The following is a 24236-nucleotide window of genomic DNA, read 5'->3' on the forward strand; positions in this document are numbered from 1 at the left end:
AATATCTGAATTGAGTCCGGAGTGTGCACCGAAGCGAGCATTTGACCGCTCCTTCGGACTTATAGGTTCCGCGCTAGCGCGCAGGGTGGGCAAAGTGTGCCCACCATCACAAAGGAAATCGTCGACGCGGCGCCGTGCGTCTGCCCACCCGATCGGTGCCCTACTCCGCCGCGAGTTGCCGCGGCGCCGGCGGCGGGTTGACGAGGTCGGCGGCGAGTTGCGTGTAGCGCGCTTTTGCGTCCTGCACCGCCTTCTCCTTCACCGGGCCGTAGCCGCGGATGCGGTCGGGCAGCGAGAGAATTTCGACGGCGGTATCGTGGGTGAGCGGCGACAGCAGGCCGAGCACGGTGGCGACGTCCTTCTCATAGCCAGCAATAAGATCGCGCTCGAGCTTGCGGTCGGCGCTGTAGCCGAAGATGTCGAACGGCGTGCCGCGCAAGAAGCGCAATTTGGCCAGCGTCCGGAACACCGGCATCATCCAGGCGCCGAACGCGCGCTTCTTCGGCCGGCCGAGCGCATCGAGGCCGCCGCCCAGGATCGGCGGCGCCAGATTGAAGTTGAACTTGAAGTCGCCTTCGAACTGGTCGCGAACCTGCTTTTCGAAACGGCCGTCGGTGAACAGCCGTGCGACCTCGTACTCGTCCTTGTAAGCGAGCAGTTTGGCGTAATTGATCGCGACCGCGCGCGGAAGCGCGTCGCCGTAGCCGCCGTCGGTGGCGGCGTCGCGGACACGTTTCACGAGACCCCGATAGCGCTCGGCGAGCGCGGCGTTTTGATATTCGGTCAGAAATGCGCTGCGGTGGGCGATGATCTCGTCGAGCGACATCGCATCCAGCGTCTTCGGTGCAACGACCTCGTCCTGCCCCTTCATCATGGCCTCAAGCCGCGCCGGGTCGGCGGCGGCAAGACGGCCGAGCTGGAAGGCCTGCGTGTTCATCTTGATCGAAACGCCGTTGACCTCGATCGCCTGCAGAATAGCCTTCGCCGACAGCGGCAGCAGGCCCTTCTGATAGGCATAGCCCAGCATCATGATGTTGGTGGCGATGGAATCGCCGAGCAGCGCCTCGGCTGGCTTGGTGAAGTCGTAGAAAGAAGAGTCCTTGCGCAGCTCGGTCTCCAGCACGTGGTTGACCTTGCGGCTCTGGAAATTGAAGTCGCGGTTGAGGATGAAGTCGGCGGTCGGAATGACGTGGGTGTTGATGACGCCGACAGTGCGGCTGGCTTCGCAGAGCGTGATGGTGTCCTTGGCGGCGGCCACCACCTCGTCGGCGGCTATCACCAGATCGGCGGTGCCGGTGACGATGCGCGAACAGGTGACGTCGGCGGTGTGTTCTGACAGGCGCACATGGCTGAGCACCGCGCCGCCCTTTTGCGCGAGGCCGGACATGTCGAGGATCATGCTGGCCTTGCCCTCGATATGCGCGGCCATGCCGAGCAGCGCGCCGATCGTCAGCACGCCGGTGCCGCCGACGCCGCCGACCGCGATGTTGTAGGGCCGCTCCAGCGAGGGGAACGCAGCCGGCTCGGGCAGATCGCCGATGTCGCCAAGGCTTGTGTCACCAAGGCCTGTGTCGCCAAGGTTCGCCGGCGCGCGGCGGCGCGGCTTGCCGCCGTCGATGGTGACGAAGGACGGGCAAAAGCCCTTCAGACACGAATAGTCCTTGTTGCAGGTCGACTGGTTGATGGTGCGCTTGCGGCCCATCTCGGTTTCCAAAGGCTCCACCGAGATGCAGTTCGACTGCACCGAGCAATCCCCGCAGCCTTCGCAGACCGCCGGATTGATCATGACGCGGCGCGCCGGGTCTTCCATCAGGCCGCGCTTGCGGCGGCGGCGCTTTTCGGCCGCGCAGGTCTGCACGAAGACGATCGCCGAGGTGCCCTTGAGCGTGCGGCAGGTCTTCTGGACCGCGTCGAGTTCGTCACGGTGCGCGACCTTGACGCCGGGCGCGATGTCGGACGCCGGATAGGCGCCGGGGTTTTCCGAAACCAGATAGATGTTGCGGATGCCCTCGGCGTGAAGCTGGAAGGTGATCTGCTGCGGCGACAATTCGCCGTCGACATGCTGGCCGCCGGTCATCGCGGTGGCGTCGTTATAGAGGAGCTTGTAGGTGATGTTGGCGCCCGACGCGATGGCCTGCCGAATCGCGAGGCTGCCGGAGTGGAAGTAAGTGCCGTCGCCGAGATTGGCGAAGACGTGTTCTTCCTTGGTGAAGGGCGCGACGCCGACCCACGGCACGCCCTCGCCTCCCATGTGGGTGTAGGTCTCGGTCGAGCGGTCCATCCACAGCGCCATGAAGTGGCAGCCGATGCCGGCAAAGGCGCGGCTGCCTTCGGGCACCTTGGTCGAGGTGTTGTGCGGGCAGCCCGAGCAGAAATACGGCGTGCGGGTGACGGGGGCGACCGCCTGCATCTGGGTCGCCTGCCGGCCGTTGAACCAGTCGGCCTTGGCGCGAAGCATCGCGGCGATTTCGGGATTGAGATTAAGTCGAAGCAATCGTTCCGTCAGCGAGCTTGCCAGCGAAGCGACGCTAAGCTCGGCGGCAAAAGTCAGGAAGCGCTTGTCGTGATCGTCCATCTTGCCGACGATGCGCGGCCGGACGTCGTCGCGCCAGTTGAACAGCTCCTGTTTCACTTGATTTTCGACGATTTCGCGGCGCTCCTCGACGATGAAGATTTCCTCGAGGCCAACGGCAAAATTGCGCACGCCTTCCGGCTCCAGCGGCCAGGGCATGCCGATCTTGTAAAGCCGCAAGCCAATCTTGGCGGCGACTTCCTCGGTGATCCCGAGTTCGCGCAGCGCCTGACGGATGTCCTCGTAGCTCTTGCCTGACGCCATGATGCCGTAGCGGGCATTCGGCGAATCCATGGTGATGCGGTTGATCTTGTTGGCGCGGGCAAAGGCGATCGCGGCATAGCCCTTGTAGTCCTGCAGGCGCAGGTCCTGGGCATAGCGATCGTCGGGCCAGCGCAGATTGAGCCCGCCCGGCGGCATCTCGAAATCGGTCGGAATGATGAAGGGCGTCATCTCGTCGGTGAGGTCGATCTCGGCGGTAGTTTCCACCGTCTCGGTGATCACCTTCATGCCGACCCAGCAGCCGGAGTAGCGCGACATCGCGATACCCAACAGGCCCATCTCGATCATTTCATGGATGCTGGAGGGATAGAGGTAAGGCATCAGTGCGGAGATGAAGGCATGGTCCGACTGATGCGGGACGGTCGAGGACTTTGCGCCGTGGTCGTCGCCGGCAAGGACGAGCACGCCGCCGTTTTTGGCTGAGCCCGCCGTGTTCCCGTGTCTGAAGACGTCGCCACAGCGGTCGACGCCGGGGCCCTTGCCGTACCAGATACCGACCACGCCATCATATTTGGCGCCGGGCGAAAGGTTGAGCTGCTGCGAGCCCCAGATCGCGGTGGCCGCGAGGTCCTCGTTCACGCCGGGCTGAAACTTGATGTTGTATTGGTCGAGGTGTTTTCGCGCGGCGAAGAGCTGCTGGTCGTAGCCGCCGAGCGGCGAGCCGCGATAGCCGGAAATGAAGCCTGCGGTGTTCAGCCCTGCGGCGCGGTCACGGCGGATCTGCGCCATCGGCAGGCGGACCAGCGCCTGGATGCCGGTCAGGAAAATGTGGCCGGTACCTTGGGTGTATTTCTGATCGAGACTGATCGGACCCTGGTTGATTCCCATTTAAGCCCTCTGTGTCACCGGCGTGAGCCTTGATCGACGATGCTTTTTATCTAGGCATCTGAACTTGTTAGAACCAGTCTATGTCGGATTTTCCTGGCCACGCACTACAAATCTCGCCGCCGAAGCCGCGCTTTCAAAGATCGCAATTTCGTGCCGGGAATAACGGCAACGCTTTTCGGTTTGTGTCGTCCGGGAGCCTCGGCGCGAAACGGCATGACATCCCTCCCCTGCATGCTTTCGCGCTATAACGCCTCCGGAGGCCAGATGGTGCAGGGACCACGCCGGACCATGCGGACGATTCTCGCTGGGGTGCTTTTGTGCACTGCGTTCGCCATTGCCACGGGCCATGCCCAATCCAAGCCAGATTTGAGGAGCGAGCCGAGCGCCGAAGATATCGCGCGCGGCAAGGCGCTGACCGACGCCGGCGACTGCGCGAGCTGCCACACCGCCGATTCCGCAAAGCCGTTCGCTGGGGGCAAGCGGATCGACACCCCGTTCGGCGGCATCTATTCGCCCAATCTGACGCCGGACCGCGAGACGGGCTTGGGCGCCTGGAGCGATGACGACTTCTACCGCGCTTTGCGCTTCGGCGTGGCGCGCGACGGCTCGCGCTATTACCCGGCCTTCCCCTATCCGAATTTCACCAGGCTGACGCGCCAGGACATTTTTGCCATTCGCGCCTACCTGGCGACGCTGGCGCCGGTGAGCAACGCGCCGCGCGCGCCCGAGCTGCGCTGGCCGTTCAATTATCGCGTCGTGATGCGCGGCTGGAACTGGCTGTTCTTCAAGCCCGGCATTCTGATGCCGGACCAGCAGAAGAGCGCGGAGTGGAATCGTGGCCGCTATCTGGTCGAGGGCGTCGCGCATTGCGGCACCTGCCATACGCCGAAGAACATCCTTGGCGCGGACAGGCGCGGCCAGAAGTATGGCGGCGGGCGGGTCGCGGGCATGTTCGCGCCGCGGCTGGACGGCGCCGAGCGCAGCGGGCTGAAATCCTGGAGCGTGGAAGACATCACGGAGTATCTGCAGAGCGGCCGCAACGCCAGGAGCCATGCCGGTGAACTGATGTCGGAGGTCGTGGTCAATTCGACGTCTGTCATGAGCGATGCGGATGTCCGCGCGATCGCGGTTTACCTGAAAGACCTGCCGGCGGGCGCGCCGGAGCCGAAGGTCACTCCGCCTCCACCGACGCAAATGGCCGCGGGCGAAAAGCTCTACAAGGGTGCCTGCATCGCCTGCCACGAGGCCGACGGCTCGGGCGCGCCGCGGATCTATCCGCCGCTGCCGGGCAACGCCAACCTGCAATCCGCTGACGCATCGAGCACGCTGCGCATCATCCTCGACGGCGCGGAGACCGTCACGACGCCGCGCGCGCCCAACAAAGGATCGATGCCGGCCTATGCCGCGAAGATGACCGACCAGCAGATTGCCGACGTGACGAACTACATCCGCAATGCCTGGGGCAATGCGGCGCCGCTGGTAACGGCAGAACAGGTCGCGAGGGCGCGCCGCAAATAGAAGGCGCGCCGCAAATAATCGTGTCCCCCTGCGCCGCAAGCTCCACACGGCAAATCTCACACCGGGAACCGGGCGAATCATCAGTTCCAACATTACGGGGTTGCAACATTGGCGGGGAACATCCGCGCACGCCAACCATTGTCTTCGGGATGCTTAACGGAGGAACTCATTCATGGCATATCAACCCAATCCGAACGATCCCTACGGCGCCGGCCTGAGCGATGAAGAAATCCGCCGTCAGGCCCGCCTTAACAATCTCGACAATGATTTGCAGGCCGATCCCACGCTCGGCGAGGGTCCTCCGAGCGGCACCAAGGTCGCCATGTTCGCTGTCGCTATCGCCGTGGTGCTGGGCGCCCTGTTCTATGGTCTCAACAATACGACGGTAAACCAGGCGGGTACATCGCCGGAGAACCGGACCGCACAGACGCAGCCGGCTAACCCTGCGGCGCCTCCGGGGATGCGTGACGTAACGCCGCGCAGCAACACCGACCCGGGCACCACCACAGGTGCTGCGACCAATCGACCGGCGTCGCCTAGCACGGACATGAACAAGCCGACCACGCCGCCTGCGGACAACGCGCCGGCCAGCAAGCAGTAACGCTCATCATCTGAAACGACGCGCAGCGGGCCCATTGGCCCGCTGCTTTTTTGTGGCTGGCCGAATTTGGGGCTAGCTGAACATCTTGTTGAGTTCGCCGCCGGGATAGCCGTTGGCGAACTCCTTGAATGTCCCCTGCTCGGCCATCTCCTTTGATGCCTTCATGAAGCCGGCCCACGCCATCCGCGCCAGCGCGCCGCCGACGCTGATCCGGCGGACGCCGAGATCGGAGGCCGCCGCCAGCGACGGGCCGGCGGCGCCGACCAGGAGATTGACCGGCTTTGGATGCACCGCCTTCACCACAGCCGAAATCTCTTCCGGCGTTGAGATACCGGGCGCATAGAGACAATCGGCGCCGGCTTCGGCATAAGCAGTGAGCCGGTCGATCACGAGCTTCAGATCCTTCTGCCCGCGCAGGAACGCCTCGCAGCGGCCGGTGAGCAGGACGCCGCTATTGTCGGCATCGATGGCTTTCCGCGCCGCCTTGATGCGATCGACTGCCAAAGCGCGATCGAACAGGGGTTTTGCATTATCACCGGTAAAGTCCTCGATCGAAAGTCCTGAAACGCCGGTCTTCACCGCGCGTGCCACATTGACGGCGACCTTGTCCGGCTCGTGCGCAAAGCCGTCCTCGAAGTCGGCATTGACGGGGATATCGACCGCCGCGCAGATCGCGGCGAGATGTGTGCAGACATCGTCAACGGTGACGCGGTTGTCGGCCTTCGCCAGAGTCCAGGCAAAGCCCGCGCTGGTGGAAGCCAGCGCCTTGAAGCCAAGATGCTGCAGGGCTACCGCGCTGCCGACGTCAAAGGGATTGGGGATGATGAAGCATCCGCTCTCGTGCAATTTCCTGAATGCGGTGCGTTTGTCAGCAGGTGTCAGCATGGGTCGCTCCCCTCATGTTTGTTGGCGCCCGCGTAGATAGGTGCGCAACGCCCGTTCTGCCAGACGCCTCACGCCACGACCTTGCGCAGGAACGTCCGCTCCTCGGCGAGGATGAACTTGTTCTCCTCGGCGAAATTGAAGTTGGCCATGCCTTCGCTGTCGGCGCGCAGCCGCGCGCGGTAGCTTTCATAGGCAGCGAGGCTCTCGAACGAGATCAGCGCAAACGCGATGTTGTTGGTGCCCTCATGCGGCATCCAGTAGCCGAGCAGGTCGCCGCCGCATTTCGGGATGATGGTGAGCCAGTTTTTTGAGTACTGCTCGAACAGCGCGCGCTTGAATGGATCGAGCTGGTAGCGGATGAAAACGGTGACGGTCATGTGGGGGCTCCTGTGCTTCCTAGGCCGTCATTGCGAGCGAAGCGAAGCAATCCATAGCGCCGCAAGCGGAGGAATGGATTGCTTCGTCGCTGCGCTCCCTTGCGCAAACGCTTCGCGTTTGTCGCAGGCAATGACGTTCGAGGCAACAATACCCGCTTGCCCTACCGCAATGCTTCGGCTATCATCGAACTATGAAAGCAGGCCCCGACATCGCCATGGTCGCCTCCCTGGTCGGCGATCCCGCGCGTTCCAACATGCTGACCGCGCTGATGACCGGCCGCGCGCTGACCGCGAGCGAGCTGGCGCACCAGGCCGGCATCACGCCGCAGACCGCGAGTTCGCATCTGGCAAAACTCGAGGCCGGCGGCCTGATCGAGCCGGAGAAGCAGGGCCGTCACCGCTATTACCGCCTCACCGGCCCCGACGTCGCCCATGTGCTCGAAGGCTTGGCAGGTCTCGCCGAGCGCGCCGGCCACACCCGCGTGCGCACGGGGCCGAAGGAGCCGGCGCTGCGGCGGGCGCGGATCTGCTACGATCATCTGGCAGGCGATCTCGGCGTGCAGATGCTCGACAGCCTGCGCAAGCAGCGGCTGGTCCGGCAAACCAAACAGGACATCGAACTCACCGGCGAAGGCAAGCGCTTCATGGCGCAGGCGCTGCAGATCGACACGGAGGCGCTGGCGCACCCGCGCCGGCCGGTCTGCAAGGCCTGTCTCGACTGGAGCGAACGCCGCCATCATCTCGCCGGCACGCTGGGTGCCGCCGTGATGAACCGGTTCACCGAACTCAACTGGGCGTCGCGCGATCCGACGCCGGGCAGCCGCGTCGTCAACTTCACCCGCACCGGCGAAAAGCGCTTCGCGGCGCTGTTCGGGAGTGAGCCGGCTTAAGCGCTCCGCAAAAAGTGAAGCCGTGCTGGCTTTACCGCGCGCGCTCATCACATCAATAAGGCCCACATCCCAAAGGATGGAGCCTGCGATGCAACGCGCGATCGTGATCTGCTTTTCGATTATCGTGGGCAGCCTCCCCTGCGCGCTGGCAGCCGAGCCTGCCGTGCGCGAGTTCTCTGCGCGCGAACCCTCTGCGCGCGAACCCTATGGCATCGCGCTCGAGGGTTTTGCGTATCCCTACCCCGTCCACCTGCTGCCGCTCGTGAACGACGGCGAGCAGATGCGGATGGCCTATATGGACGTAGCTCCCGCGCAGCCGAACGGGCGGACCGTGGTGCTGCTGCATGGCCGCAATTTTCCATCGAGCTATTGGGCGCCAGTCATCAAGACGCTGAGCGATGCCGGCTATCGCGCGGTGGTGCCGGACCAGATCGGCTTCGGCAAATCCTCCAAGCCGCAAGGCGAGCTGCATTTCGACACGCTGGCGCGCAACACGATCGCACTGCTCGATCATCTCGGAATCGCAAAGGCCGACATCGTGGCGCATTCGCTCGGCGGCATGCTTGGCGTGCGGATCGCGCGCGCCTGGCCCGACCGGATTGCGCATCTGTTGCTGACCGCTCCGATCGGCCTGGAGGATTACCGGCTCTACGTACCGCCGACGCCGACCGAAAAAATTCTGGAGAATGAAGACAAGCTCACGGCGGACGGCTATCGCAAGCAGTTAGAAACCAATTACGCGCTGAAGCTGCCGCCCGAACAGGTTACGCCGTTCATCGACGCGCGTTTCAATATCAAGGGCAGCGCCGAATATCCGCGCTGGCTGCGCGCCTTCGTCAGCTCCGCGCAAATGATTTACCGCGAGCCGGTCGCGCACGAGATCCCGCTGATCACGCAGCCGACGCTGTTCGTGATGGGCGCCGACGACCACAACGCGCCGGGAAGAGCCAATGCGCCGGAAGCGCTGCGCGCGAAAATGGGACAGAACGCCGAGCTGGCCAAAGCGCTCGCCGCGAAAATGCCGAACGGCCGGGCCGAGGTGATTCCCAATACCGGACACCTGGTCTTCCTGGAGGCGCCGGCCAGATACAGTGAACTGTTGCTCGGATTTCTGGCCGTAGCGCCATGACAAATCACGACATTCATGTTCCATTCAGATGTTCCTGAATAGGTTCCGAACCGTGCCGCCTTGCGGCCATGAACGGGAGAAAACATGAAGTACCTTTTCGCAGCAGTTTTGGCCCTGGGCACCGTTGCCAGCTTCAGCGCGGCGGAAGCCGCCGGCGGATGCGGCCCCGGCTGGCATCGCGGCCCCTATGGTGGCTGCCAGCCCAATCGCCGGGCCGTTGTGGTTCGTCCAGCCCCGGTCGTCGTGGTGCGGCCTGCAGCTCCGGCCGTCGTGGTGCGGCCCGGCCGCGTGTGCCCGTATGGCACGGTGTGGCGCTATGGACGCTGCCGCGCTTACTGACGTTTCCAAAGCATGACAAAAGCCCCGCTCGCGCGGGGCTTTTTTTATTCCTTATCCAAACAATTCCTGGCGACATCTCACCAATAGTAACGACGACGACGCCAGTAGCGGCGGCGCCAACGACGGCGGCGATGCCAACCCCAATATCTGCGACGCCGGCGGCGCCAACCCCAGTGCCGGCGACGCCAGCCCCAGTGCCGACGGCCCCAGCCGCGATGACGGCCGCGACCCCAGCGCACTTCTTCGGGTGTGAGGCGGTCGACCTCATCGCCTGATGTGACGGCGGGTTGAGCGTTCGCATCGGGAGGGAGTTTAGCGTCGTCGGCGAGCGGCGCCGGCATCAGCGGCGCGGCCTGCGCGCTTGCTGCAAGCGCGACACCGCCCGCGGCAAATCCAAGGGCGAGTTTCAGAAAGTGGCGGCGTTCCATCACATCTTCCTCCTCCGTTGCTGTGTGCGAAGAAGAGAGTTTCGAGCTGCCTAGATGAACGCGCGGTGAACTGCGCGTTCAGCTTTGCTCCGAACGAAGTCGATCAAGATTTATTTTTGCGCGCGGCTCCTCGCAGCGGAACATTTGTCGTCGTTGCGGCTTTTCTGCATCGCGCGCGCGTGTGATCCCGCTTCGCTCTGCGAGCTACGCCGGACGAGCTGCGCGGGAACGACAACCCTGTTACGCCACGAGCTCCTCGGCCAGCACCAGCACCTCCCGTGTCCGCGTCACGTCCGGCCAGTCGCGGTTGAAGTCGGCCACCAGGCGCTTCATCTGCGGCCCCTCGATCGCGCGATCGAGCGTGGTTTTGTCTGTGAATTGGTACATCGCGTGGTGCAGCGACGGATCGGTGACGCTCCAGTAGCGCCATGCCTTCACGGCGCCGAACGATTTCATCGCATCCGGCAGATGTTCCCGCGAATACCAGGTATCGAACGCCTCGCGCTTGGCGGGGTCTGATACAGTGGCGCGGACGACGAAGAAGGCTGCGGGCATGTTTCTCTCCCAATGATTTTGTAGGGTGGGCATCTGCGTATCTTTCAACACGCAACTGTCACATGCTCCGTGATATCAACGCCGCGCGCAACGCGTTATCCGAGGTGCCACCCATGCCTGCCCGCCATCGCTCCGCCCTACTCGCAGCCCTCTGCCTGTTCGTGGCAACCGCTCCCGCCCTTGCCGACGAGATCATGCTGCCCCGCGAGCCGCAGGTCGGGCCGCGGCCGTTTTATCTGGTCGACAAGATGAAGGACGGGTCGCTGAAGCAACAGCTCAGCCAATGCACCGGACCGTTTCGCAAGACCGATTTTTCCATCGGCCACCGCGGCGCAGCGCTGGAGTTTCCCGAGCATACAAGAGAGTCCTATGTCGCGGCCGCCCGCATGGGCGCCGGCATCATCGAATGCGACGTGACCTTTACCAAGGGCCGCGAACTGGTCTGCCGCCATTCGCAGTGCGATCTGCACACCACGACCAACATTTTGACCGTGCCGGAGCTGGCCGCCAAATGCTCGCAGGCGTTCAGCCCGGCCGATCCGGCCACCGGAAGGCCTCGGCAAAATGCTGCACCAGCGACATCACCCTCGCCGAATTCCGCACGTTGGCCGCCAAGATGGACGGCTTCAATCCGGATGCGAAGACGCCGGAGGAATACCAGAACGGCACGCCGCGCTGGCGCACGGACCTTTACGCCAATTCCGGCACGCTGATGACGCATCAGGAGAGCATCGCGCTGATCAAGAGCCTGGGCGCCAAATTCACGCCGGAATTGAAGGCGCCGGAAGTTCCGATGCCGTTCGACGGCGACTACACCCAGGAGAAATATGCTTCGCAAATGCTGGACGCCTACAAAAAGGCCGGCATTCCCCCGAGCGACGTGTTCGCGCAAAGCTTTAATCTCGCCGACGTGCTCTATTGGGTGAAGACCGAGCCGGCGTTCGGGACGCAGGCGGTGTATCTCGAGGACCGCTACGAAAAACAGGGTCTCGATCCCAACAGGCCCGACACCTGGAAGCCCTCGATGGCGGAGTTGAAAACGCAAGGCGTAAGAATTCTGGCGCCGCCGATCTGGATCTTGCTGACGCTGAACGACAAGCGCGAGATGGTCCCGTCCGAGTACGCCAAGGCTGCGAAGGCCGCCGGCCTCGACCTGATCGGCTGGTCGCTGGAGCGCGACGGCCCGCTGCACAAGGGCGGCGGCTTCTATCACAAATCGATCAAATCCGCAGTCGATCGCGATGGCGACACGCTGACGGTGCTGGACGTGCTCGCAAAACAGGTCGGGGTGCGCGGCATGTTCTCGGACTGGCCGGCGACGACGACGTTCTATGCGAGTTGCACGGGCATGAAGTGAGGGCTTCGTAGGGTGGGCAAAGCGAAGCGTGCCCACCATTCTCGTGCGAGTCAAAGTTGGTGGGCACGCTTCGCTTTGCCCACCCTACGCGCCTTCACGAGCAGGCACGTCAATTCAGCTTCATCGGCGCATCCCCAACTACCCGGAGATCGATCCTGCCGATCAGGTCCGAACGGAGCGCCCCGGCGGCGCTGATGGCGTCGCTGGTCTGCCGCAATGTGCTGACATTCGATCCGAGCGATACGATTCCGCCGAGTATCGCGGCGATCGATCCGAGGGCAGCGACCTGACTGGATCCGAACAGGCCGAGCATCGTGACGAGCAGCAATCCGACGCCGCCGGCGATGGCCGCCTTGGAAACCAGAATGATCTTTCGGCATCGCTCCGAGACTTCGGCGAGCTCCTCAAGCCGCTCCTCGATGAGTGAAATCTCGTCGGTCGGGTCGTCTTCGGGCATCAGATTCAAGATCGAGCACCAACGTGTCATTTCGTGGGGTGGGTTAGCCACCCTACCCGCCGTTCACCTTTCGCGCTAGGCGGGCTCCAGGCCGAGCGCCAGCGCGCTCTCGATCCAGGCCGGCAATTCGCGCTGATACAGCGCATTGCTTTCCTTGAAGCCGAGTGCCGGATCCAGCACGAAAGTGGCGAGAACTTCCTTCACCTTCGGATCGCTATTGGCCGCGACGCACAGTTCCGCCAGCCGGTCGACGATCGGTTGCGGCACAGCCTTCGGCACCGCCCAGCCGGTGAAGCCGCTCAAGGTGAAGAACTTCGATGTCGCGCCTTGTTCGGGCAGCGTCTTGACGTTCGGGATCGCGTCGACCTTTTTCGAATGCACCGCGAACACAACACCTTTATTCCCTTGCAGAACGGTTTGGGCTGCCGTGTAGCTGCCCATCGCGACATCGAGCGTGCCGTCCAACAGCCCCGTCCACATCGGCGCTTCGCCCCGGTAGTGGATCGGTTCGATCTTGAGGCCATACTGCTTGTTGAGTTCATTGATCGTGATGTGCGGCGCCGAGCCCGCGCTATAGGTGCCGAAGTTTACCTGCCCCTTCTTGCGCGCGAACGCGACGAAATCGTCCAGCGTCTTGACGCCGGACGCCAGGCTCGCGACCAGCAGCAGACCGGCGCCCGGAATGATGCTGACTAGCGTCAGGTCTCTATCCATGTCATAGCCCGGGTTCTTCATCATGACCCGGTTCATCACATAGGTCGCGGAAATCGAGCACAGAATGGTGTGACCGTCCGGCTCCGCGCGCGCGACGTCCGCCGCGCCGATCGAGCCGGACGCGCCCGCCTTGTTCTCGATGACGACGGTCTTTCCCACCTGCCTGGAGATGAAATCGCCGAAGGCGCGCGCGAGCAGATCGGTCTGCCCGCCCGCCGGATAGCTGCAGACCATCCGGATATTTCGCGACGGCCACGCAGCTTGCGCCGAGGCGCCACGCGAGAGCAAAGGCATCGCGGCCGCCGCCGTGCCGGCAGCGATGAAGTGACGGCGATTGATTTTCGCAAACATTGATTCCTCCCTGAATTTTCAAGGAGCGTAGCGCATCGCCCGGCTACTGCCACATGCGAATGCCGGGACAGATTGGCGCACTTAGCGAAATTCGGGCTCTCCTCACATGATCCCGCAAGCGCGCTAACTCGATGATGGTATTTGCAACTGCCACGGGTGCGAACCGACGGCGCTTTATGCGAGTTGGATGGGGATGAAGCGAGCGCAGGCTGGACGAGCTGTCCACTGTAGCGCGTACAGTTAGAGCGCGCGGGATGCGGGCCGCAGCATCGGCGTCAGCACTGGAGAAGAGCCACTTTGGATTCTGCCGGTGATCTTGAAGCCATGACGTTCATAGAGCGAAATGTTACGCGGATTCGAGCTTTCGAGGTAGGCCGCGATGCCCTCCTCGTCGCATCGTCGAAGGGCGTGCTTCATCAGCAACGTGCCGAGCCCCTGCCCGAACCTGTTCGGATCGGTGGCGATAAAAGGCAGATACCAATGCGGCTCAAGGGGATGATGTTCGGCCATTCCTTTCATGACGGCCCCGATATCCTCGGCGGTCTCCGGGCGCTGGGTCTCCTCCATGATTGCGCCCATTTCTGCTTCATCTGGCTCGACGCCTGGCGGCAGCCACAGGGCAACGGCGCGAGCCCCTTCAGTAATGTAGGCTGTGCCATGCTCGAAAGCCCGGCCGCCGAGAGCATTGACGAACCGAGGCATTGTTCTGAGGTACACGGACGGATCGGGCCAAGCCCAACGCGCCATCGGGTCGGCTGCAAAGCCGAGCACAATGGTGCTGATCGCGCCTGCCTGGACGTTTGCGTCCGCGGATTTGACTTCCGGCGCCACCGACATCCTGTCGTTCCCTCGGTCACCATTCGATCTTAGGCATCGTTAATGTAAACGGGCCAATGCCTTCTTCAAGAACCAGACCGGCTCTTAATTCTTGTGAACGCGTGAAGGGCACAAAGCGCACGAGGGCGACGGTGCGCATCGTCGTCTTGTCAAGGGCGATTTTTTCGACGACCGCGAGCTGCTTCGGCGGACGGCGGCGTTTATGAAAACTACTACTGTTGTCCGGACTGCAACTGCACTGGCGCCCGCGCTTGTGCTCTGGCTTGCGTCGGCGGAAGCGTCGACACGGGCTTACGCGCAGGGTTGGCAACTGGCCGTGGCGGATTAGCTGATGTCGCCGCCGATGTCTTGGGCCGCAGGTTCTGCTCGGAGGCACTGGAGATCGCGCGCGCCATTTGTTCCTGGCTCGCCTTGAGCTGTTCGGTGATCCCAGCATTTTCGCGGGCCAGTTCTTCCTGGCTGGCCTTGAGCTGCTCGATCTCCTGCTGCACGCTTGCGAGATCACGCGCCATCGTTTGGAGCGATTGTGTCACCTCGGGCGGGATCGGGTCCGATGCCGCGGCTTGCGGCACGGTCTGAGCCGGAGGCGGTAATTGCAAAAGTCCTGCATCCGCCGCAGCCACCTGAACGGCAGGCGGGCTCTGCTCGGCGGCAAGCTTTGATGTTTCCGACGGCAGCGACGAAGCCGCGGCCAGTTGCGGTGCCCACCGGGAGATCATCGGCGTGACCGTCTCGCCATAGGACTGCCAGGCGAAAGCAGCGGTACAGATGCCCGCTGTCAACAGCAGGCCGATCAAGCCGCGTAGCGCCGGTCTGCCTCGCGATGGATGACGAAGCCTGTTCACGGGCTTCTTCTCCAGCTTGGAAATCTGTTCGTTGAACCGTGCGAGTTCTTCATCCGCGCGAGCGATCTGCTCATAAGCATGCGCGAGCCGTTCATCGGCGCGCGCGACCAGCTCCATCTCTTGCGTGGACAGTGCCGGATTAACGTGCGGGTCGGTTTGCTTGGTGTTCACCGAGGAATCCATGAGGCGCCTCCTGCCAGTTTGCCGTCAACTGAACGAGCGATCGTCGGATTGTAGACACTCCTTACCGCCGTTTTGACCAAAGCAAGGCTGGAGGATGGAAAGTATAGGGCTGATTTTGGGCAACAACCCTGCAGGCATCGCCTTGAGGTCGCGTCGCAGCGCTCTACTTCCGACAGCTGGAAGCGAGCTGCCCTGGCCCTAACGACGGCTCAGTTGGCCTTGCGGCTCAGGAAGACCGGGATGTCGAGAACCTTCTCCTCGACCGGATTGCGCGCAGGCATGGCACGGCCGAACGGATCGAGGCGCTGCGGCGCTGCCGGCCGCGCCGGTTCCGCGATCGGCCTTGCCGGTCGCACTTCGGGGTGGCGGGACGGCGGGAGCATCGACGGCGGACTCTCAAATCTCGGCGCCGACACACTACGCTCGATCCGGTCGGCGGTGCGGCGCCTGTCGTTGCTCAGCCGGCCGGCGAGGTCCGTCAGCGAGCTTTCCGCCGGCTGCGACTGGCGCGCCGGGCTGAGATTGTCGATGCCGGTAGCCACGACCGAGACGCGAACGATACCTTCGAGGCTTGCATCGAAGGTGGCGCCGACGATGATGTTGGCGTCCGGATCGGCCTCGTCGCGGATGCGGGTCGCCGCTTCATCGACCTCGAACAGCGTCAAATCCCTGCCGCCGGTGATGGAGACGATCAGGCCACTGGCGCGCTTGATCGAGGGATCCTCGATCAACGGATTGGAAATCGCAGCCACCGCGGCGTTGAGCACGCGCTTGTCGCCGGAGGCCTCGCCCCTGCCCATCATGGCCTTGCCCTTCTCGCGCATGACTGAGAGCACGTCGGCAAAATCGAGATTGATCAGACCTTCCTTGACGATGAGGTCGCTGATGCAGGCCACGCCCGAATACAGCACCTGATCGGCCATCGCGAAGGCATCGGCGAACGTGGTCTTCTCGTTGGCCACCCGGAACAGGTTCTGGTTCGGGATGATCAGCAGCGTGTCGACCTCCTTCAGCAGCTCCGCGATGCCGGCCTCGGCATAACGCATGCGGCGCTGGCCCTCGAACTGGAATGGCTTGGTGACGACACCGATGGTGAGAATGCCGAGCTCACGCGCGGCCCTGGCGATAATGGGCGCGGCACCCGTACCGGTGCCGCCGCCCATGCCGGCGGTGATGAACACCATGTGCGCGCCGCTCAATTGCTCGCGCACCATATCGATCGCCTCTTCCGCTGCCGCGCGGCCGATGTCGGGCTGCGCGCCGGCGCCAAGGCCACCGGTCACCTGCGCGCCCATCTGGATAACGCGCCCGGCCTTCGAACTGGTGAGCGCCTGCGCATCGGTATTGGCGACGAGGAAGTCGACGCCTTCGAGCCCGGCCTCGATCATGTTGTTGACGGCATTGCCGCCGGCGCCGCCGACCCCGCACACAACAATGCGCGCCTTCAGCTCGCGGATATCGGTCATGCCGGTCATTTTTGCCCCACGATTGCTCCGCGACGCTGCGGAATGAGAAAACAGGGATAGCTAGCCACGCGCAGCCTTGCGGTCTGATTCCACCAGGGTCGCGGCGAGTTGCCCCAGCCGGCGTTCCGTCTTTTCGATCGAGCTGTCAGTTCGGGCACGGGTCCGCAGCACGGCCACCTCCCCCTCAAGCCGCGCCGCCGCCTCCCTGGCCGCCGTGGTTTCGGCCCTCGCGTGCAGCAGCTCGATCACCAGGCGTTCCGCGCGCGCGCGTTCGTACTCGAAATCGGCGCGATGACCGGCCGCCCTCGCCTCAAGCTGCGCGATCTCCGCCTCCAATGCCGCGACCTTTGCCGTCCACTGCAGGACGTCGCCGGACCGGCGACGGCCTGGTGGCTGTGGCGTATGCCGGATTTCGGCGAGATCAACGGTCACCAGAGCCTTGCCGTCCTCCGAAAGCGAGCGTGGCAGCCGCAGCCGCCTGGCAAGCGAACGGGCGGCCACGGGCGAAATATTCAGGCGGGCGCCGAGGGCGCCATAGGTCAGACTCTCAACGGACATCGGCTGTTCTCCTCGAACGAACCGGGCGGTAAATCCGCTAGTGATAACTGGCAATCATCAGAGGCTAGGCCGGCATGGTTAACAGATGGTTAACGAATGGAACTGGGAGCCACCGATGTGCGCCCGCCGCCGCCGCGATGACCATCTGGCTCCGCGCCCAGAAGACGATTAAGCGCGTCAAAAGCTGGCGCGGGATCAACAGGTTGCGGTATATTTCCGGGATTGCGGCTGAGGCGCGACGCCGATGGATGACGAACAGCTCGCTGACCTGCACAGATTTCTTGCCGAGTATCATCGAAGGCTCGCCAAGGAAGCCGTGCTCGACGTCGTGCAACAATATCACTCCGATCTCGCACAGCGACTCGCGGATGAAGCCGCGCTGATCCCAAGGCGAACCGCGATCGCGCAGCGCCTGCGCAAAGGCGAGCAGCAGAAGAAGAACGATCTGGAGTGAATACGGCGGCTGCACCGTCAGTGCGATGCTGGCGCTGGAGGCCAGCGGCAAGATCGTCGCTTCTGCGCCGCGCTGCTGCGGCCGGAGAGCGCCGGCGAATGACAACGACGGACGCAGGGGATTGGACGCGCAGGCTCAGTGAAAGCCCGCGGCGAGCCCAACGACCTGGCCATCGAGACCATTGAAACCGTGATGACCGCCCGCCTGGCAGGGATCGCCATTGTCAGCGCCGCCGCTGAGCCAGGTGACGCGCGCGCGGCCGGACGACCATTTGATGAACGGCTCAACTCCCGCCGGCAATGTCGCCCTGCAGGAATCCGCCTGATGATGAATGACGAGCGTGCGCGGCAGCGATGCCGGCGAGCCCAGGATCGCGATCACGCTTTCACCGCTGCCGGATTCGCGGCTGAGGAATCCCGACGTCAGCACCAGCGCGTCGGGCCTGGCGCCACGCGCGATGCCCTGCGCCGCGCGCAGTGTGCCGCGGCTGGTGCCGATCACCGTCACCGGCCGCTTGATCGCAGCCATGTACTCAACAGCCCTGGCGAGATCGGTGCCGGCATCGGCGACGAGCACCGCGAGACCCCGCGCCGCATAGGCATGGCGCGTGCGAACCAGTTGATTGAGCCTCAGGCCGTGGATTCCGCCCTGGTCATCAGCGCGAATGGCCCCATCGCCGCCGGGCAACAGAATGACGCTGCCGCGCAGCGCCTTCGGCCGGATCAACACGGCGCGCGAACCGCCGACGTCAACGGTCTCATCGGCAGCAGCGGGTACGCAGGCAAGGCCGACAAGCAATGCGGCAATTCCCAAACGATCGACAAAACGGCGTTTCTTCATCATGCTCTCTAACTATCGGCGGCGTTATCAGAGCGCTGGCAACGCGGCAGCAATTATCAATATCGCTCACACTTGTCGTCCCCCGTTCGGAGGAATGGTTCACACGCTGGTACGCAGCATAGCAGGCGTACCAGAGGCGCTCAAACGCAGCCCACCAAAGTCTCGACATGCGGTCGGTTCGGCCGGTGGGTTACGCCTTTCGGCGGACAAGTCGGCTACCCCTACCCGCTGACCGTTTCGTGAAGGCGAGAGGCAGGCTATCATCGCGCCGCATCACCACGCGATGGGAGCGGATGATCCGAGGGAGGCCGTCATGAGCCAGCCGCAGCCAGTCAAGGATGCCAGCCAGCTTTACGAAGTCGAGCGCCGTGCCCAGCACGCCGCGCGCCCCGGCTTTCGCATTACGGAGTTGCAGCTCTCTGCAACCCAGAAGGTGCCGTGGCACACCCACACCAATGTGTCAGATACGTTTTACGTCCTGGAAGGCCACATGCGGCTGTTCCTGCAGGATCCGAAAGAGGAAGTGAATTTGCAGCCCGGCGAAGTCTATGTCGTCAAACCCACGCGACCGCACCTGGTGACCAACGGGGGCACGAAGTCGCTCACCTTCCTGGTCCTGCAAGGCGTCGGCGAATACGATTTTGTTCCGCTGGTGTCGCGCTAGGCGAGCTTTCATGATGCCGAGAATGCTCGACGCGAGTTCCTATTGCTCCGAGCATGAATATAACGCGGAACCGGTAGCGCGAGCGGCCGCGGACCCCGGCGTCGCGGCAATGGTTGTCACACTTTCTACAAACAACCGCGTGAAAATCGAGAAACCAAGGGGAATGTTGGGTCGTTCTGCTGCAGGCGTCATCCAAAACAGAGGAGACAGCGATGGCAACTAAAGTAAAACCCGTTCCTGAAGGATATCACACCCTCACGCCCTATCTCGTCGTCGACGGCGCGGAAAGAATCGTCCAGTTCATGAAGAACGCATTCGGCGCACAATTCGTGTTCGAGCCGATGATGCGGCCCGACGGCAAGATCATGCACGCGGAGCTCAAGATCGGCGATTCCGTCGTGATGATTGCCGATGCTTCCGAGCGCGCAAAGGCCACTTCAGCCATGCTGCACGTCTACGTGCCCAACGTGGATGCGGTTTACCAGATGGCGCTGAAGGCTGGCGGCACGTCGGTGATGGAGCCTTCGGACATGTTCTATGGCGACCGCAGCGGCGGCGTGACGGACCCGGCCGGCAACCACTGGCACATCGGCACCCACGTCGAGGACGTCTCGCCCGCCGAGCTCAAGAAGCGCGCGACGGAATTCATGAAGCAGCAGAACAAGGCGGCGTAGCGCCGCGCGCTGCTGAATATGCGGGGCGGGTTAGCGCGTCCGCCGAAGCTCGACAAGAGCGAGGACGGAGCGCAGCTCGCCGCTGCACCAACCGCGTATCGACATTTTGCTGGATTACGCCTTCCGCCTTCGCTAGTTGAGCCACGGCGTCCGAGGTCGGCTAACCCATCTACGCATTCTCATCACAACGGCAGATTGTCGTGCTTCTTCGCCGGCATTTCGACCTTCTTATCCCTGAGCATCGCCAGCGCCCGTGCGATCCGCCTCCTTGTGGAATGCGGCATGATGACGTCGTCGATGTAGCCGCGCTCGGCGGCGATGAAGGGGGACAGGAAGCGGTCTTCGTACTCTTTCGTTCGCGCGGCGATCTTGTCGGCGTCGCCGATGTCTGAGCGGAAGATGATTTCCACTGCACCCTTGGCGCCCATCACGGCGATCTGGGCGGTCGGCCAGGCGTAGTTCATGTCGGCGCCGATTTCCTTGGAGGCCATCACGTCGAACGCGCCGCCATAGGCTTTGCGGGTGATGATGGTGACGAGCGGCACCGTGCATTGCGAATAGGCGAACAGCAGTTTTGCACCGTGCTTGATCAGGCCGCCATACTCCTGCGCGGTGCCCGGCAGGAAGCCCGGCACGTCGACGAACGTCACGATCGGGATGTTGAAGGCATCACAAAAACGAACAAAGCGCGCGGCCTTCCTTGAAGCATCGCTGTCGAGCACGCCCGCCAGCACCATCGGCTGGTTGGCGACGAAGCCGACGGTGCGGCCGGCGATGCGGCCGAAGCCGGTGACGATGTTCTTCGCGAATGCCTCCGAGATCTCGAAGAAGTCGCCCTCGTCGACCACCTTCTGGATCAGCTCCTTCATGTCATAGGGCTTGTTCGGATTGTCGGGGATCAGCGTGTCCAGCGACATGTCCACGCGCTCGATGTCGTCGAAGCTTGGCCATTCCGGCACGCCGTCGGTGTTGTTGGACGGCAGGAAATCGATCAGCCTGCGCATCTGCAACAGCGTCTCGACGTCGTTCTCGAACGCGCCGTCCGCGATCGAGGAGCGCGTGGCGTGCACCGAGGCGCCGCCGAGTTCTTCCGCCGTCACCACCTCGTTGGTGACGGTCTTCACCACGTCGGGGCCGGTGACGAACATGTAGCTGGTGTTCTTCACCATGAAGATGAAGTCGGTCATCGCGGGCGAATAGACGTCGCCACCGGCACACGGGCCCATGATGACAGAGATCTGCGGGATCACGCCTGAGGCGATGACGTTGCGGCGGAACACGTAGGAATAACCCGCCAGCGCCGCCACGCCCTCCTGGATGCGCGCGCCGCCGGCGTCATAGAGGCCGATGATCGGCGCCCTCGCCTTCATCGCCATATCCTGAAGCTTTGTGATCTTCAGCGCATGGGTCTCGGACAGCGAGCCGCCGAACACGGTAAAGTCCTTGGCGAACACAAACGTCTTGCGGCCATTCACCGTGCCCCAGCCGGTGACGACGCCATCGCCCGGCACTTTCAACTTTTCCATGCCGAATTCGGTCGAGCGATGCTCGACGAACATGTCGAATTCCTCGAACGAGCCCTTGTCGAGCAGCAGTTCGATGCGCTCCCGCGCGGTCAATTTTCCGCGAGCGTGCTGCGCCTCGATGCGCTTCTCGCCGCCACCGAGCTTGGCGCCGGCGCGCCGTTCTTCGAGGGTGTCCAGGATATCCTTCATGCTGCTCCCGCCCGCCTTTTGGGTAACGATTTGAGCGGGTTCTAGCACGGCCTTTTCGGAAGCGGAAACACCTCGTCCGGCCTCTGGTACCGCCGCCCGGCGCCCCCTATATCCGCACCCTGACCATGGGGACCGGAATGACCGATGCTGCAAGCGCCGACACCTCGGGCGCCGTTACAGGGGGTGTGCGAACGTTGCTTCGGCTGGAAGGATTAGCGCTCTTTATCGGGATGACGCTGCTTTATTATATCTGGGACGGCGACTGGTGGGTTTACGGCCTGCTGTTCTTCGTGCCCGATCTCAGCTTTGCGGCTTACCTGTCGGGGCCGCGTTTCGGCGCCCTGATCTACAACGCAGCCCACAGCTATCTCGCGCCGATGGCGATGATGACGACCGGCCTTGGCACCGCCTCGCCGCTCGTGCTCTCGATCGCCATGATCTGGCTGGCCCATATCGGCTTCGACCGCGCGCTCGGTTACGGGTTGAAATATGCCAGCGGATTTGGCTTCACCCATATGGGCCGGATCGGCAAGCCGTCCACCAAGGCTTAGGCTGGCGGTACGCTTAAAGCGAGTGAACGCAGCCCTCGGGTGATCGCCTCTGCCGGCAACCGCAAAGCAAGCGCAGAAAGCCGTGAGCGCATTCCTGCCGACGCTGTTCAAGCTGGGGTAGTGGCGGTGGAACCCGCCCGCATGACAGAGGGGCGGCGCCCGAAACAATGAACCGGCGCGGGGTCTGGGCGTTGATTGCCTAACCGAATGGAGGGCCATCAAGATGTCTGGATCCAGTCTCACCCGAACGGCGTTGCTGCTTGCATCGCTGACCTTGCCGGGCAGCGCGGCCCTGGCCGCACCCATCTCCCCCTTTGCCGCCATGGCGGGTACATGGTCCGGTGGCGGCGTGCTCAGCACCACGGACGGACAACAGGAGCAATTGCGTTGCCGCGCAGCGTACAATGTCGCCGGAGCCGGCGAGCAGCTTCGGCTCAATATAAGATGTGCCAGCCCAAGCTATAATTTCGATCTTGCAAGCGACGTCGAATACCGTGGCGGCGCAATCTCCGGTTCATGGAGCGAAACCAGCCGCAACGCTTCCGGAACGCTTTCCGGACGCGCGTCCGGCGATCACATCCAGGCTGCAGCAAGAGGCGACAGCTTCTCAGCCAACCTGTCACTAACGACCCGCGGCGGCCGGCAGACCGTGTCGATCCAGCCGCAGGGCACCAACGTCCGGGCGGTTTCGCTAGCGCTCAACCGGCGTTAGCGAAGAGTCGCCGCGATATCCGCGCACCGTGATGCGCAGCGATACTCGCCTTTGCTAACTTAGGGCAGCCGCTTGCCCGGCAGATGCTTGCCGTTCTGATGCAACGTCAGCGACGGCGCCGCGCCGCCTTCAGGCCGGGCGAAGCTGATCTGGGCGTCGACCACGCGATAGAAAAACTCGGTCTCGTTCTCGGCATAGACCTCGAACTCGGGCTGCGCCGTCGCCTGAATGAACAGGCGCCCGCCATCGGGGCGCACCGTCAGGATGAAGGTCGGCGTCACCTCATAGCGGCCGGCATAGGCGGCCAGCACGGCCGGATCGACCGGCACCTGTCGGCGAACTCTGGGCAGCGGGTATGCCGCGTTCACAAGATGCGTGCCAAGCAAGGTATTGGCGTCATGGTCGGCCGCATTGGAGAGCAGGATGCAGTTTCGCCGGGTTCTGGTCGAGTAGCCGATGAAGGTTGCATAGCCGCCAGTGCCGCCGCTCATCCAGATCAGTTCGTCGCCGAACCGCCGGGAGACGAACCAGCCGAGGCCCACGTCGCGCTGATCCATCCGCGGACGCCGCTCGGAAAGCGTCATCTTAAGTGCGGCAGCGACTGGCGTATCGGCCGGATCCAGGCACATCTGGAGAAACTTCAACAGGTCGTTCGCCGTTGAACGAAACGCGCCGGCACCCGCAAGCGCCAAAAAATCCCAATTCGGGACCGGCGCGAGGCCGGCGTTGTGGCCCTGCGCCAGCCGTTGCCGCATCGAATCTGTGAGCGTGATGCGAGTATCGTCCATGCCGAGCGGCGCGCAGATGCGCGACACGACGAGCTCTTCATAACTTTTGCCGGCGCGCAGCTCGAGGATATGGCCAAGCAGGCCGAAGCCGAGATTGGAATATTCGAAATGCTTGCCCGGCTTGGAGCCGAGCTTGCTGTTCGAGAGGTAGTCGTACAGCCGCTCGGCCATGTAATCGATGTAGGGATTGCCCCAGTCTTTCGGCGCGAAGTTCGACGGCATCCGTGGCAGGCCCGAGGTGTAGGTCGCCAGGTCCATCAGCGTGATCGGCGCGCCCTCGAAATCCGGCATCCTGACGCTGGCGGGCAGAAATTTCGATGCAGGATCGTCCGCCGCCACCTCGCCGCGCAGCACCATGTCGGCGAACACGAGCGAGGTAAGCACTTTTGTGATCGAGCCGATCTCGAACACTGTGTCGGCATCGAGCGGGCGATCGGAGCCGGAACGCCCGTAGGCCGTCACGCTGCGGCGGCCGCTGTCAATCGTCGCGGCGACCAACCCCATGGTGTGGCCGATATCCACGCGCTCTTTCAGGATGGCGGCGAGGTCCCGCTCGGGCGTTGACGGGGTCTGCATTGACTGGGCTTGCATTGACTGGGCCTGCACCCTTCCCCGCGCGAGCAGCAGCCCCGAGACTGCGAGCAGAACCGAGCGGCGATGCAGCAT

General features: G+C 63.4%; 24 protein-coding genes and 1 pseudogene. 10 read left to right on the plus strand and 15 right to left on the minus strand.

Annotated features, from left to right (window positions below; genetic code table 11):
- Nucleotides 1–160: 160 nt before the first annotated feature.
- Complete coding sequence (locus V1288_RS32445) at nt 161–3682, minus strand: indolepyruvate ferredoxin oxidoreductase family protein (protein WP_334360889.1); 3522 nt, start codon at nt 3680–3682, stop codon at nt 161–163.
- A gap of 288 nt (nt 3683–3970) precedes the next feature.
- On the opposite strand from V1288_RS32445, the gene V1288_RS32450 reads away from it, so the two are divergent.
- A complete protein-coding gene (locus V1288_RS32450) occupies nt 3971–5200 on the plus strand; it encodes a cytochrome c (protein WP_334361462.1) in 1230 nt (409 codons plus the stop codon).
- Nucleotides 5201–5372: 172 nt separating this feature from the next.
- Entirely contained in the window at nt 5373–5801 is a 429-nt protein-coding gene (locus tag V1288_RS32455) for a hypothetical protein (protein ID WP_334360890.1), read from the plus strand.
- Between the two features lie 72 nt (nt 5802–5873).
- Here the strand turns inward: V1288_RS32455 and V1288_RS32460 are convergent, their stop codons facing one another.
- Nucleotides 5874–6686, minus strand: a complete 813-nt coding sequence (locus tag V1288_RS32460; RefSeq protein WP_334360891.1) for an isocitrate lyase/PEP mutase family protein — start codon at nt 6684–6686, stop codon at nt 5874–5876.
- Nucleotides 6687–6754: 68 nt separating this feature from the next.
- Nucleotides 6755–7063, minus strand: coding sequence for an NIPSNAP family protein (locus V1288_RS32465; RefSeq protein WP_334360892.1), 309 nt, complete (start codon nt 7061–7063; stop codon nt 6755–6757).
- Nucleotides 7064–7254: 191 nt separating this feature from the next.
- Here V1288_RS32465 and V1288_RS32470 point away from each other — a divergent pair, with 191 nt between their 5' ends.
- From V1288_RS32470 to V1288_RS32480, 3 genes are all read left to right on the plus strand, one after another.
- The gene (locus V1288_RS32470) at nt 7255–7953 is read left to right on the plus strand and encodes an ArsR/SmtB family transcription factor (RefSeq protein WP_334360893.1); all 699 of its coding nucleotides are present in this window, start codon (nt 7255–7257) and stop codon (nt 7951–7953) included.
- Nucleotides 7954–8041: 88 nt separating this feature from the next.
- A complete protein-coding gene (locus V1288_RS32475) occupies nt 8042–9082 on the plus strand; it encodes an alpha/beta fold hydrolase (RefSeq protein ID WP_334360894.1) in 1041 nt (346 codons plus the stop codon).
- A gap of 84 nt (nt 9083–9166) precedes the next feature.
- Complete coding sequence (locus V1288_RS32480; protein WP_084030351.1) at nt 9167–9421, plus strand: GCG_CRPN prefix-to-repeats domain-containing protein; 255 nt, start codon at nt 9167–9169, stop codon at nt 9419–9421.
- 77 nt (nt 9422–9498) lie between these two features.
- Here V1288_RS32480 and V1288_RS32485 read toward each other — a convergent pair whose 3' ends face one another.
- Together V1288_RS32485 and V1288_RS32490 are read right to left on the minus strand one after the other, a co-directional pair.
- On the minus strand, nt 9499–9849 hold the full coding sequence (locus V1288_RS32485) for a twin-arginine translocation signal domain-containing protein (RefSeq protein WP_334360895.1): 351 nt from the start codon (nt 9847–9849) through the stop codon (nt 9499–9501).
- Between the two features lie 240 nt (nt 9850–10089).
- On the minus strand, nt 10090–10404 hold the full coding sequence (locus V1288_RS32490; protein WP_334360896.1) for a hypothetical protein: 315 nt from the start codon (nt 10402–10404) through the stop codon (nt 10090–10092).
- Between the two features lie 113 nt (nt 10405–10517).
- Between V1288_RS32490 and V1288_RS32495 the strand changes: the two are divergent.
- Nucleotides 10518–11761 (plus strand): annotated as a pseudogene (locus V1288_RS32495) (glycerophosphodiester phosphodiesterase family protein).
- A gap of 109 nt (nt 11762–11870) precedes the next feature.
- Here the strand turns inward: V1288_RS32495 and V1288_RS32500 are convergent.
- The 8 genes from V1288_RS32500 to V1288_RS32535 form a co-directional block, all read right to left on the minus strand.
- The gene (locus tag V1288_RS32500) at nt 11871–12218 is read right to left on the minus strand and encodes a hypothetical protein (protein ID WP_334360897.1); all 348 of its coding nucleotides are present in this window, start codon (nt 12216–12218) and stop codon (nt 11871–11873) included.
- A 75-nt stretch (nt 12219–12293) separates the two neighbouring features.
- Nucleotides 12294–13283, minus strand: a complete 990-nt coding sequence (locus V1288_RS32505) for a Bug family tripartite tricarboxylate transporter substrate binding protein (RefSeq protein ID WP_334360898.1) — start codon at nt 13281–13283, stop codon at nt 12294–12296.
- A 240-nt stretch (nt 13284–13523) separates the two neighbouring features.
- Nucleotides 13524–14120 (minus strand): GNAT family N-acetyltransferase, encoded by a 597-nt coding sequence (locus tag V1288_RS32510; RefSeq protein WP_334360899.1) that lies wholly within the window; start codon nt 14118–14120, stop codon nt 13524–13526.
- A gap of 212 nt (nt 14121–14332) precedes the next feature.
- Nucleotides 14333–15148 (minus strand): hypothetical protein, encoded by an 816-nt coding sequence (locus V1288_RS32515; RefSeq protein ID WP_334360900.1) that lies wholly within the window; start codon nt 15146–15148, stop codon nt 14333–14335.
- Nucleotides 15149–15357: 209 nt separating this feature from the next.
- Nucleotides 15358–16623, minus strand: coding sequence for a cell division protein FtsZ (gene ftsZ, locus V1288_RS32520; protein ID WP_442893886.1), 1266 nt, complete (start codon nt 16621–16623; stop codon nt 15358–15360).
- A gap of 51 nt (nt 16624–16674) precedes the next feature.
- Complete coding sequence (locus tag V1288_RS32525; protein ID WP_334360901.1) at nt 16675–17172, minus strand: hypothetical protein; 498 nt, start codon at nt 17170–17172, stop codon at nt 16675–16677.
- 64 nt (nt 17173–17236) lie between these two features.
- Nucleotides 17237–17677, minus strand: coding sequence for a hypothetical protein (locus tag V1288_RS32530; protein ID WP_334360902.1), 441 nt, complete (start codon nt 17675–17677; stop codon nt 17237–17239).
- An 84-nt stretch (nt 17678–17761) separates the two neighbouring features.
- Nucleotides 17762–18466, minus strand: coding sequence for an alpha/beta hydrolase (locus tag V1288_RS32535; protein WP_442893887.1), 705 nt, complete (start codon nt 18464–18466; stop codon nt 17762–17764).
- A gap of 313 nt (nt 18467–18779) precedes the next feature.
- Between V1288_RS32535 and V1288_RS32540 the strand changes: the two genes are divergently transcribed.
- Entirely contained in the window at nt 18780–19130 is a 351-nt protein-coding gene (locus V1288_RS32540) for a cupin domain-containing protein (RefSeq protein WP_334360904.1), read from the plus strand.
- Nucleotides 19131–19342: 212 nt separating this feature from the next.
- Nucleotides 19343–19804: a VOC family protein gene (locus V1288_RS32545; protein WP_108518187.1), complete on the plus strand. Its 462-nt coding sequence runs from the start codon at nt 19343–19345 to the stop codon at nt 19802–19804.
- Nucleotides 19805–19986: 182 nt separating this feature from the next.
- On the opposite strand, the gene V1288_RS32550 is transcribed toward V1288_RS32545, so the two are convergent.
- On the minus strand, nt 19987–21519 hold the full coding sequence (locus V1288_RS32550) for an acyl-CoA carboxylase subunit beta (protein WP_334360905.1): 1533 nt from the start codon (nt 21517–21519) through the stop codon (nt 19987–19989).
- Nucleotides 21520–21656: 137 nt separating this feature from the next.
- On the opposite strand from V1288_RS32550, the gene V1288_RS32555 reads away from it, so the two are divergent.
- Both V1288_RS32555 and V1288_RS32560 read left to right on the plus strand, forming a co-directional pair.
- Entirely contained in the window at nt 21657–22070 is a 414-nt protein-coding gene (locus V1288_RS32555; RefSeq protein ID WP_334360906.1) for a DUF4260 domain-containing protein, read from the plus strand.
- 223 nt (nt 22071–22293) lie between these two features.
- Complete coding sequence (locus V1288_RS32560) at nt 22294–22782, plus strand: hypothetical protein (protein ID WP_334360907.1); 489 nt, start codon at nt 22294–22296, stop codon at nt 22780–22782.
- 59 nt (nt 22783–22841) lie between these two features.
- On the opposite strand, the gene V1288_RS32565 is transcribed toward V1288_RS32560, so the two are convergent.
- Nucleotides 22842–24236 carry a serine hydrolase gene (locus V1288_RS32565; protein ID WP_334360908.1) on the minus strand — a complete coding sequence of 465 codons (1395 nt, stop codon included), beginning with the start codon at nt 24234–24236 and terminating at the stop codon, nt 22842–22844.

It is taken from the genome of Bradyrhizobium sp. AZCC 2176, assembly GCF_036924645.1.
In the GTDB taxonomy this organism is placed as follows: Bacteria; Pseudomonadota; Alphaproteobacteria; order Rhizobiales; family Xanthobacteraceae; genus Bradyrhizobium.